We start from the raw sequence: 11,121 nt of genomic DNA on the forward strand, positions 1-11,121 counted from the left end.
GATTACGTTTTCATATCAATTTGTAAAAAAACCTGCAGAAAGGGCACATTTGAGTGTAATATTTAATGAATCCCACTAACTGTCTATGCATGTCTTGTGGTAAAATAGGAGCGAAATAAAGAGAGATGAATGAAAGGTGGGAGGCAGCTTTGACATACAAATATGACCCCTTTCAGCAGAAATCACCATATGCAATGACCATTCATGATTGGACGAACATGACATGTTCTGGTAAAGAGGTATTGGCCGGGTTTACCACAAAAAACGGCGGCTTCAGCCTACCTCCATACCAATCATTGAACACTGGACTCCATGTAGGAGATGATGCTTCTAGTGTTCAAATGAATCGTCAAGTCATAGCAGATGCTGCTGCTGTGCCGCTCTCTGATTGGGTGTTTGCAGACCAAACACACGAGGATCGCATCCTGAAAGTCACCAAGGAGCAAAGAGGAAGAGGAAGTCTTCATTATCATGAGGCACTGCCTGGTACAGACGGTTTATATACGTCTGAGACGAACATGATGCTCGCTCTTTGTTTCGCTGATTGTGTTCCGCTTTATTTTCTAGCTCCGCAAAACGGATTAATTGGAACGGCTCATGCCGGCTGGAAAGGAACCGTCAAGCAAATTGGTGCAAAGATGGTTGATGTATGGGTCAGCCAAGAAGATGCCAAGGCCGATCATATTCAAGTCGTCATTGGACCATCCATTGGCAGCTGCTGCTACATAGTCGATGACGCAGTCATGGATCAAGTGAAACAGCTTCCTTTTTCAACAGAGGATGTGTATTCCGAGATTTCACCAGGACAATATAAAATTGATTTGAAAACATTAAACAAAAACGTATTGCTTCATGCAGGAATAAAGGAAGAAAACATACATGTCAGTTCGATGTGCACAAGCTGCAATGATCAGCTTTTCTTCTCACACCGGCGTGATCAAGGGAAAACAGGACGTATGATGTCTTTTGTCGGGTTTAAGGAGGCATAAGTGCAATTGAATGTACGAGAGAATCTCAGACAAATAAATGAACAAATAAACGAAGCATGTAAAAGAGCCGGTAGACATCCAGCAGATGTATCGGTCGTCGCTGTGACAAAGTATGTCTCCATTGAACGAGCACAAGAAGCTAAAGAAGCAGGAATTATGCACTTTGGTGAAAATCGTGACCAAGGTTTACTTGAAAAGCAGGCGGCCATAACCGATGAAAACATTAGCTGGCACTTCATCGGCAGTTTACAGACGCGAAAAGTGAAATCTGTCATTCAGTCAATTGACTACTTACATTCGCTTGACAGGATGTCTCTTGCGAATGAAATTGAAAAAAGAGCGGATCACACAGTTCGCTGTTTTGTACAAGTGAACACATCTCTTGAGGAGTCAAAACACGGCTTGAAAAGTGAAGACGTCATTCCATTTGTAAAGCAGCTAGCTGATTTCAAACAGATTGAAATTGCTGGACTGATGACGATGGCTCCATTTACAGATGATCACACTGTGATTCGCAACTGTTTTAAAACATTAAAAAATCTTCGAGAAGAAGTAAAACATCTTAACCAAGTAAATGCACCTTGTCAGCATTTATCGATGGGCATGTCAAATGATTTTGAAATCGCAATTGAAGAAGGTGCGACATTCGTTCGGATTGGCTCTTCACTTGTTGGAAATGAAACAGGAGGTGCGTGACATGAGCATAAAAAATAAGTTTAAAAGCTTTTTCACTCTCGACGATGAAGAGTATGAGTACGAATATATTGATGAAGAAAGAGAACCCGTTCAAGAAGAAAAAGGAACGAAGGATAAAGCAGCATTTCAAGATCGCCCGCAGACAGGAAAACAAAATGTCGTCAGCTTGCAAAGCGTGCAAAAATCCTCTAAAGTGGTGTTAAGTGAGCCGCGTGTTTATGCAGAAGCGCAGGAGATTGCAGACCATATTAAAAACAGACGTGCAGTCGTCGTGAATTTGCAGCGCATTCAGCATGATCAAGCAAAGCGAATCATTGACTTCTTAAGCGGAACCGTTTATGCAATCGGTGGAGACATCCAGCGTATTGGCTCGAATATATTCCTCTGCACACCTGATAATGTAGATGTATCTGGTACAATATCAGAGCTATTGACAGAGGAAGAACCTCAGAGGTGGTAAATCATAGTGATTCTAAATTTCATTTTTAATATTTTAGGAACGGTATTAACGATTTACTCATTCGCGATTATTATTTACATCTTTATGTCATGGGTGCCATCTGCAAGAGAAACTGTGTTTGGCCGTTTTCTGACAAATATTTGCGAACCGTATTTAGAACCATTTCGTAAAATTATTCCGCCAATCGGCATGATTGACATCTCGCCGATTGTGGCATTGCTTGTGATCCGTTTTGCATCATCATATGGACTAACTGGTCTTTACAATATGATTGTGCGCTTCATGTAAACAGGCTGCCGGGCTTGGCACTGCCAGGCTCTTTTACATAAGAGGGGAACAAAATGAGCGATATCTATCAGCATTTTAGAAAAGACGAACAGCCATTTGTCGACCAAGTGTTAGGCTGGAAAAAAATCGCACTCGACCAATATCGAATGAAATTAACAGATTTCCTTGATCCGCGTGAGCAATTTATTACTGAGTCCGTCATCCAGCATGGCGAAGAACTTGGGATCATGTTTTTTGGCGGGTATGAGGGAGCGGAGCGCAAAAGAGCCCTCATTTATCCTGATTATTTAGAACCTTCTATTCAAGATGTTGAGCTGTCATATTTTCAGGTGAACTATGCGAAAAAGTTTATTTCTTTAGAACACCCGAAGCTTCTCGGCTCATTGATTGGGACAGGCTTGAAGCGTCAAAAATTCGGAGATCTATTATTTTCAGAGGAAGATGTGCAGTTTATTTGTACAAGTGATGTCGCCGATTTTGTGCGGGCGCAGCTGACACATGTCGGCAGAGCAGCCGTTTCATTAGAGGAAATCACACAGGCAGAAATAAAGCCAGTGATCACGAAGACTGATATCAAAGAAGATACCATTTCTTCACTTCGGCTTGATGCTGTATGTGCTGCTGTCAGCCGTCAGTCTCGGCAAAAAGCACAGCTTTTAGTCAAAAATGGGCTTGTCAAAGTCAATTGGAAAGTCACAGAGGACCCTTCCTTTACAATCGGTGAAGGCGATCAGCTCTCTGTTCGGGGATTTGGCCGCTTTAGCCTCAAAACGATTGATGGGAAGACCAAAAAAGATAAATTCAAAGTAACATTTGAGCTTCTGACATAACGAACTTGAATCTGGAGGTGGCGAGGTTGCCATTAACACCTAATGATATTCATAATAAAACGTTCACAAAAAGCTTTCGCGGCTATGATGAAGATGAAGTAAACGAGTTTTTAAGCCAAGTACGTAAAGACTATGAGATTGTACTTCGTAAAAAGAATGAGCTTGAAGACAAAGTAAACGAGCTTGACGAAAGACTAGGTCATTTTGCAACAATTGAAGAGACATTAAACAAATCGATTCTTGTGGCGCAGGAAGCAGCAGAAGACGTAAAACGTCATTCTGATAAAGAAGCAAAATTGATTATTCGTGAAGCAGAGAAAAATGCAGACCGTATTATCAACGAAGCGCTGTCAAAATCAAGAAAAATTGCAATGGAAATCGAAGAGCTGAAGAAACAGTCGAAGGTCTTTAGAACTCGTTTCCAAATGCTCATCGAAGCGCAGCTTGATCTTCTGAAAAATGACGATTGGGATCATTTACTGGAATATGAAGTAGACGCTGTCTTTGATGAAAAAGAATAAGCGCATCATCTTGACATGACGTGCTCATGTTGCATATAATACCATCATAAATTAACAAGAGATAAACGTTTGAAAGGGACACTCGCAGCTGTCACATGCGTAATAAAGCGAATCAGGGATGGTGGAAGCCTGACATTACGAGACGCTGCAATGAGATCACCCCTTTAGTTCCTTTTCTGAAAAAAACAGTAAGAAAAGGCGTCTGATCACGTTACGATTTTAGAGTGGATAAGCGGCTCTTTCATATCGCTTGTCTAAAAGGGTGGTACCGCGAGACAAGCCTTCTCGTCCCTTATGGGATGAGAGGGCTTTTTTTATTGTTTTTTAATCAGAATTTGCATGTGGAGGAATGGGTATGAACTACAAAGACACCTTATTAATGCCGAAAACAGAATTCCCGATGAGAGGGAACTTGCCGAACAAAGAGCCTGAAATCCAAGAGGAGTGGGCAGAGAAAGACATCTATCAAATGGTTTTAGAGCGGACTAAAGGACGCCCGACGTTTATTTTGCATGATGGACCTCCATATGCGAATGGTGACATTCATATGGGGCATGCACTTAATAAAATCCTAAAAGATTTTATCGTCCGATTTAAATCAATGAACGGGTATCATGCACCGTATGTTCCGGGCTGGGATACACACGGGCTGCCAATTGAAACAGCTCTTACTAAAAATAAAAAAGTCAAACGCAAAGAAATGTCTACAGCAGAATTCCGCAAACTATGCGAGGAGTATGCTTGGAAGCAAATTGAAGGTCAGCGCAGCCAGTTTAAGCGATTAGGCGTTAGAGCAGACTGGGACAATCCATATGTCACATTAAAGCCTGAATACGAAGCTCAGCAAATCCTTGTCTTTGGTGAAATGGCGAAGAGAGGCTATATCTATAAAGGATTAAAGCCTGTTAACTGGTCTCCTTCAAGTGAATCAGCCCTCGCTGAAGCGGAAATTGAATATAAAGACAAACGTTCACCATCGATTTACGTTTCGTTTAAAGTAAAAGATGGCAAAGGCGTTCTTGAAAACGGCGAACAATTCATTATCTGGACAACAACACCTTGGACGCTTCCTGCAAACCTTGGCATTTGTGTTCATCCAAACTTAGAGTACAGTGTTCTTCAAGTCGGTGCTGAGCGTTATGTCGTTGCATCTGAACTGGTTGAACAAGTAGTAAAAACACTCGGCTTTGAAGAATACGAAGTTGTGAAAACATTAAAAGGTAAAGAATTAGATAAAATCGTTGCAGCACATCCAATTTACGATAGAGATTCTCTTGTGATGCTTGGCGATCACGTGACAACTGATGCGGGAACTGGCTGTGTTCACACAGCACCAGGCCACGGGGAAGATGACTTTATTGTCGGTATGAAATACGGTCTTGATGTGCTCTGTCCAGTAGATGAAAAAGGTGTGATGACAGATGAGGCGCCTGGTTTTGAAGGACTATTCTACGAGGATGCCAATAAAGCCATCACAGAACAGCTTGAAGCAAAAGGTGCGCTGAAAAAGCTCGACTTTATCACGCACTCCTACCCGCATGACTGGAGAACGAAAAAACCAACGATTTATCGTGCGACAGCTCAGTGGTTTGCATCCATTAAAGATTTTAGAGAAGCGTTATTAGACAATATTAAAGAAACAAAATGGGTTCCAGCATGGGGAGAAACACGCCTGTTCAATATGGTGCGTGACAGAGGTGACTGGTGTATTTCAAGACAGCGTGTATGGGGCGTTCCAATTCCGGTCTTTTATGCGGAAAATGGTGAGCCGATCATCACGGACGAAACCATTCAGCATGTATCTCAATTATTTAGAGAGCATGGCTCGAATATTTGGTTTGAAAAAGAAGCAAAAGAGCTATTGCCAGAAGGCTTTACACATCCAGGCAGCCCGAATGGTGAATTCACAAAAGAGCAGGATATCATGGATGTATGGTTTGATTCCGGTTCTTCTCACCAAGCCGTTTTAGAAGAAAGAGACGACCTAGTCCGTCCGGCAGATCTTTACCTTGAAGGCTCTGACCAATATCGCGGCTGGTTTAACTCCTCATTATCAACAGCAGTTGCTGTCACTGGAAAAGCACCTTATAAAGGTGTCCTAAGCCATGGCTTTACGCTTGATAAAGAAGGACGTAAGATGAGTAAATCATTAGGCAATACGATTGATCCAACGAAGGTTGCGAAGCAGCTTGGTGCAGAGATTCTAAGACTTTGGGTATCTTCAGTCAACTATCAAGCCGATCATCCAGTATCTGATGATATTTTGAAACAAGTAGCAGAAGTCTATCGTAAAATCCGTAACACCTTCCGCTTCCTGCATGGAAACCTATTTGACTTTGACCCAGCAGTTAATGCCGTGCCAGTAGAAGAGCTTCGCGAAGTGGATCAATATATCATGATCAAATTAAACAAATTGATTGATAAAGTGAAAAAAGCTTATGATGATTACGAATTTGCGGTCGTGTATCATGCGATTCACAATTTCTGTACGATTGAGCTCAGCTCTTTCTATCTTGATTTTGCAAAGGATGTCGTCTACATTGAGCATGCCGATCATCCAGACCGCCGCAGCATGCAGACGGTCTTCTACGAAACATTAATGGCTTTAGTAAAGCTGACTGCACCAATTCTTCCGCATACCGCAGATGAATTATGGAGCCACTTAAGCTTTGTTGAAGAGCCAAGTGTTCAGTTAACAGATATGCCAGAAGGTGTGGCAGTTCCTCAAGCTGAAGCAACAGAAGCGAAGTTTGACCGCTTTATGGAAGTACGTGATGATGTGCTAAAAGCGCTGGAGATTGCGCGTAACGAGAAAGTCATCGGACGTTCACTTGAAGCAAGTGTGACGCTTTATGCGACAGACGAAGTGAAAAACCTTCTTGCATCCATTAAAGAAGATGTGAAGCAGCTCTTTATCATCTCTGAATTAACGGTAGAAGATGAGCAGCATGCAGATACATCAGCGCCTGAATATGTATCAGGACGAATTGTGGTTCAAAAAGCAGAAGGAGAACTGTGCGAACGTTCCCGCATTATTTCAAAAGACGTTGGTGCAAATCCGAAATACCCAACATTGTCGCTGAAAAATGCTGAAATCGTGGAGAAATATTACCAAAATTAACAATGCGATATCACAAGCTGGCGCCCCGTCATATGCGGGGCGTTTTCTTTTATGAGAAAATGACAGCGTTTAGAACGAAAGGAAAAATCTTATGGCTTTAAAGTGACCAGGCGGGGCAACAATATGATTATCACGACAGGGCAGGAGTTGAAATAGCGACATGAATGGCGATCTAGAGACGATTTACACGGAACTCCTTCAAATGAAAGAAGAGCTGCAATCTAAACTGTTTGAATACGCATCATTTCGTTCACCCGCTGAGCATGTCACGTTGAATGAGGTCAAAACGACCACGCTTCTTTATCACATCAAAGAAGAGCTGCAAGATGTGTCTCTCGCTATTGCAAAAATCGAACAAGGAACCTATGGCATATGTGAGGCAACAGGAGATGTGATTCCGCTTGAACAAATGAGTATTCTTCCTACCGCCCGCACGGCTGACGACTTTTTATATCATAAGCAATACGAGAAAAAAGCATTCACTCCTTATCCTTACGAATCAAATGATTCTCATTTTGAAGCCTTCCACATGTAGGGAGGTTTTTGTCTGTCAACTAAAGTTTCTTTACTCCTTCCTGTTTTCTTGATAAAATGCTTAAAGATCAAAGTATGAAGATGGAGGAACGTGTGTGTTCTATTACATAATCGCATTCGTTATCATTTGTTTAGACCAATTAACAAAATGGCTCATTGTCAAAAATATGATGCTCGGTGATTCTGTTCCAGTCATTGATGGATTCTTTTATATCACGTCTCACCGTAATTCAGGAGCCGCATGGGGAATTCTCCAAGGGCAAATGTGGTTTTTCTATGTGATCACACTCGTTGTTATTGCGGGAATTGTTTATTACTTACAAAAACATGGACAAAAGGACAAGCTGCTGGGAGTAGCGCTGGCCTTAATGCTTGGCGGAGCGATCGGAAACTTTATCGACCGTATTTTCCGTCAGGAAGTGGTTGATTTTGCTCATTTCGTATTTGGCGATTATCACTACCCAATCTTTAATATTGCAGATTCTTCTCTCTGTGTAGGGGTTATTCTGCTCTTCATTCAAATGCTGTTAGATGGAAAGAAAAATAAGGAGTCAACTACATGAATCAAGTAAATATTGCCGTTTCAGAAGAACAAACGAGTGAACGGCTAGATAAATTTCTAAGCACGACAGAACCAGAATGGTCAAGAACCCAAGTCCAGCAATGGGTAAAAGATGGGCTGATCGAAGTAAACGGGAAACAAGTAAAGGCCAATTACAAAGTACAAGCTGGAGATCAAATCAAAGTGGAGATTCCAGATCCGGAAGCCCTAGATGTAGAAGCAGAACCAATGGATCTTGATATTTATTATGAGGATGCAGATGTGTTAGTCGTAAATAAACCACGAGGAATGGTCGTTCATCCAGCGCCAGGTCATGTGTCAGGAACACTTGTAAATGGACTGATGGCACATTGCAAAGACTTATCAGGGATTAACGGTGTGATGCGTCCTGGAATTGTCCACCGAATTGATAAAGATACGTCTGGGCTGTTAATGGTCGCTAAAAACGATATGGCACATGAGTCACTCGTCAATCAGCTGGTGGCTAAAACTGTCACAAGAAAGTATACGGCTGTTGTCCACGGTATTATCCAGCATGATACAGGCACAATTGATGCACCAATTGGCAGAGATAAAAAAGACCGCCAAAGCATGACGGTTACAAAAGAAAATGCAAAACAAGCCGTTACTCACTTTGATGTGATTGAACGCTTTAAAGACTTCACAGTTGTCGAATGCCGCCTTGAAACAGGAAGAACACACCAAATTCGTGTTCATATGAAATATATCGGCTACCCTCTTGCAGGAGATCCGAAATATGGGCCGAGAAAAACAGTCGATTTTAATGGACAGCTGCTGCATGCAGGTGTTTTAGGATTTGATCATCCTAGAACAGGAGAATATATCGAGTTCACAGCACCAATTCCAGCTGATATGCAGGCTTTTATCGATTCATTAAGAAATAACGATTGACAGGCCGTTCTTTTTCTGAAATAATAAACGAAGAAATTGAGATTCTTTAAAACAGTCCAGAGAGGCTGAGAAGGATAACGGATCAATTTGTGCACGCGTATGCACAAATGAACGCCCCTCTCTGCCCTTTGCAGAAGGGGCTTTTTATTTGTCAAAAAGAGGTGTAAAAGATGGAACAAAAAGCAGTCATTCTTGATGAACAAGCGATCAGAAGAGCGCTTACCCGAATTGCACATGAAATGATTGAGCGCAACAAAGGGATGAAGGATGTCATCCTTGCCGGGATCAAGACAAGAGGCATACATCTTGCAAAGCGCCTTGCAGAGCGCATCGAGCAAATTGAAGGGAATCCAGTCACTGTAGGTGAACTTGATATTACGCTATACCGTGATGACCTGACAAAAAAGACAGACAACCAAGACCCGCTTGTAAAGGGTGCAGACATACCAGCTGACATTAATGACAAAACACTTATTGTTGTTGACGATGTCCTGTTTACAGGCAGAACCGTCAGAGCAGCTATGGATGCCCTTGTAGATGTAGGAAGACCATCTTCCATTCAGCTGGCTGTGCTCGTTGACCGGGGACACCGGGAGCTGCCGATCCGAGCGGATTATATCGGGAAAAACATCCCGACTTCAAAAGCAGAGACAGTCATGGTTCAGCTCAATGAAGTAGATCAAAACGACCTTGTCGCTATATATGAAAAATAACCTTTTTAAATGCATTCCAGAGAGTTTGCAAAGAGGGCAATAACAGAGAAACCGAGCACACGGCCAACATGACGTGTCCGGTTTATCTAGGCCTCTTTGCGCATACTCGCAAAGAGGCTTTTTTAATGAAAAAGGACACATCTAGGAGGAAAATCATGAGTCAGCAAAAAGCCAATTTAGGCATTCGAGATATTCCAAAACCATTCACATGGCTGTCACTTAGCCTGCAGCATTTGTTTGCGATGTTTGGTGCGACCATTCTTGTACCAAAAATCATTGATATGAGTCCAGCCGTCGCGCTCATCTCAAGCGGTGTGGGAACGATTGTTTACTTAATCATCACAAGAGGACAAATTCCGGCGTATCTTGGATCGTCCTTTGCCTTCATCGCCCCCATACTGAATGTGAAAGCAACAGGCGGCCCTGGAGCCGCAATGGTTGGCGCCTTCATGGCGGGTGTCGCTTATGCACTCATCGCCCTATTCATTAAATGGCTAGGCACAGGCTGGCTGATGAAGCTTCTGCCGCCGGTGGTCGTAGGACCAGTCATTATGGTCATCGGACTCGGACTCGCTGGAACAGCAGTCAACATGGCGATGTATGTTGATCCGAATGCAACCGAGCTTGTTTACAGCCTCAAGCACTTAATGGTCGCTGGCTTCACACTGGCTGTCACCATTATCAGTATGATTTTCCTAAGAGGATTCCTTAGCTTAATCCCAGTATTAATCGGCATCATCAGCGGCTATCTCTTTGCCTTAACACAAGGCATCGTGAACTTCCAGCCGGTCATTGACGCAAAATGGTTTGCTGTACCAGACTTCGTCGTGCCATTTGTCGACTATACACCTGCTGTGACCTTAAGCATTCTCACAGTGATGGTGCCGGTAGCCTTTGTCACAATGTCTGAGCATATCGGCCACCAAGTGGTGTTAAGTAAGGTTGTAGGACAAGATTTTATTAAAAAACCAGGTCTTCACCGTTCCATTTTAGGAGACAGTGCGGCGACGATCTTCGCTTCACTTATTGGCGGACCACCAACAACAACTTATGGAGAGAACATTGGCGTACTAGCCATCACAAGAGTGTTTAGTATCTTCGTCATCGGCGGAGCAGCCGTGTTTGCGATCTGCTTCGGTTTTGTAGGAAAAATTTCAGCATTAATCAGTACAGTGCCGTCCGCGGTGATGGGAGGCGTTTCGTTCCTGCTCTTTGGAATCATTGCTTCAAGCGGCTTGAGAATTCTGATTGATCATAAAGTGAATTTTGAAGAAAAGCGTAATCTCATTATCGCATCAGTCATCCTAGTCATTGGGATTGGCGGGGCATTCATTGAGGTGAAACAAATCAATCTCACCCTATCTGGAATGGCACTTGCTGCGATTACGGGTGTCCTGTTAAATCTGATCCTGCCGCATCAAAAAGCAGAAGATGACAACTCAAATGAATCAAATACAGAAAACCTTTTAAAAGAAGTCCAGTGAGGCTGACAAGG

Annotated in this window: 12 protein-coding genes and 1 other annotated feature; all 12 genes read left to right on the forward strand. The window is 42.7% G+C overall.

The features are described from left to right. Positions 1 to 125 precede the first annotated feature (125 nt). The 12 genes from pgeF to H7F25_RS06330 all read left to right on the forward strand — a co-directional run bounded on the left by pgeF (position 126) and on the right by H7F25_RS06330 (position 11,110). Positions 126 to 989: a peptidoglycan editing factor PgeF gene (pgeF, locus tag H7F25_RS06275; RefSeq protein ID WP_073205108.1), complete on the forward strand. Its 864-nt coding sequence runs from the start codon at positions 126 to 128 to the stop codon at positions 987 to 989. 6 nt (positions 990 to 995) lie between these two features. After that, positions 996 to 1,685 carry a YggS family pyridoxal phosphate-dependent enzyme gene (locus H7F25_RS06280; protein WP_034281959.1) on the forward strand — a complete coding sequence of 230 codons (690 nt, stop codon included), beginning with the start codon at positions 996 to 998 and terminating at the stop codon, positions 1,683 to 1,685. Between the two features lies 1 nt (position 1,686). Continuing rightward, positions 1,687 to 2,145: a cell division protein SepF gene (gene sepF / locus H7F25_RS06285; RefSeq protein ID WP_024424241.1), complete on the forward strand. Its 459-nt coding sequence runs from the start codon at positions 1,687 to 1,689 to the stop codon at positions 2,143 to 2,145. An 84-nt stretch (positions 2,146 to 2,229) separates the two neighbouring features. Then, complete coding sequence (locus H7F25_RS06290) at positions 2,230 to 2,433, forward strand: YggT family protein (protein WP_175579127.1); 204 nt, start codon at positions 2,230 to 2,232, stop codon at positions 2,431 to 2,433. Positions 2,434 to 2,486: 53 nt separating this feature from the next. Beyond that, positions 2,487 to 3,263, forward strand: a complete 777-nt coding sequence (locus H7F25_RS06295; protein ID WP_024424239.1) for a YlmH family RNA-binding protein — start codon at positions 2,487 to 2,489, stop codon at positions 3,261 to 3,263. A gap of 26 nt (positions 3,264 to 3,289) precedes the next feature. Next, positions 3,290 to 3,784: a DivIVA domain-containing protein gene (locus tag H7F25_RS06300; RefSeq protein WP_008344947.1), complete on the forward strand. Its 495-nt coding sequence runs from the start codon at positions 3,290 to 3,292 to the stop codon at positions 3,782 to 3,784. A gap of 61 nt (positions 3,785 to 3,845) precedes the next feature. Continuing rightward, positions 3,846 to 4,080: a binding site (T-box leader), on the forward strand. 59 nt (positions 4,081 to 4,139) lie between these two features. Then, positions 4,140 to 6,905 carry an isoleucine--tRNA ligase gene (ileS, locus tag H7F25_RS06305; protein ID WP_185854387.1) on the forward strand — a complete coding sequence of 922 codons (2,766 nt, stop codon included), beginning with the start codon at positions 4,140 to 4,142 and terminating at the stop codon, positions 6,903 to 6,905. Between the two features lie 160 nt (positions 6,906 to 7,065). Next, on the forward strand, positions 7,066 to 7,440 hold the full coding sequence (locus H7F25_RS06310; protein WP_024424237.1) for a TraR/DksA family transcriptional regulator: 375 nt from the start codon (positions 7,066 to 7,068) through the stop codon (positions 7,438 to 7,440). Between the two features lie 94 nt (positions 7,441 to 7,534). Further along, the gene (gene lspA, locus H7F25_RS06315; RefSeq protein ID WP_024424236.1) at positions 7,535 to 8,002 is read left to right on the forward strand and encodes a signal peptidase II; all 468 of its coding nucleotides are present in this window, start codon (positions 7,535 to 7,537) and stop codon (positions 8,000 to 8,002) included. Next, positions 7,999 to 8,913 carry an RluA family pseudouridine synthase gene (locus H7F25_RS06320; RefSeq protein WP_024426940.1) on the forward strand — a complete coding sequence of 305 codons (915 nt, stop codon included), beginning with the start codon at positions 7,999 to 8,001 and terminating at the stop codon, positions 8,911 to 8,913. The genes lspA and H7F25_RS06320 overlap by 4 nt, the downstream gene beginning before the upstream one ends. Positions 8,914 to 9,083: 170 nt before the next feature. Continuing rightward, positions 9,084 to 9,626, forward strand: coding sequence for a bifunctional pyr operon transcriptional regulator/uracil phosphoribosyltransferase PyrR (gene pyrR / locus H7F25_RS06325; protein WP_024424234.1), 543 nt, complete (start codon positions 9,084 to 9,086; stop codon positions 9,624 to 9,626). Positions 9,627 to 9,781: 155 nt separating this feature from the next. After that, entirely contained in the window at positions 9,782 to 11,110 is a 1,329-nt protein-coding gene (locus H7F25_RS06330; RefSeq protein ID WP_025092549.1) for a solute carrier family 23 protein, read from the forward strand. Positions 11,111 to 11,121 lie beyond the last annotated feature (11 nt).

Source organism: Bacillus sp. PAMC28571 (assembly GCF_014250435.1).
Lineage (GTDB): Bacteria > Bacillota > Bacilli > Bacillales > Bacillaceae > Bacillus > Bacillus safensis.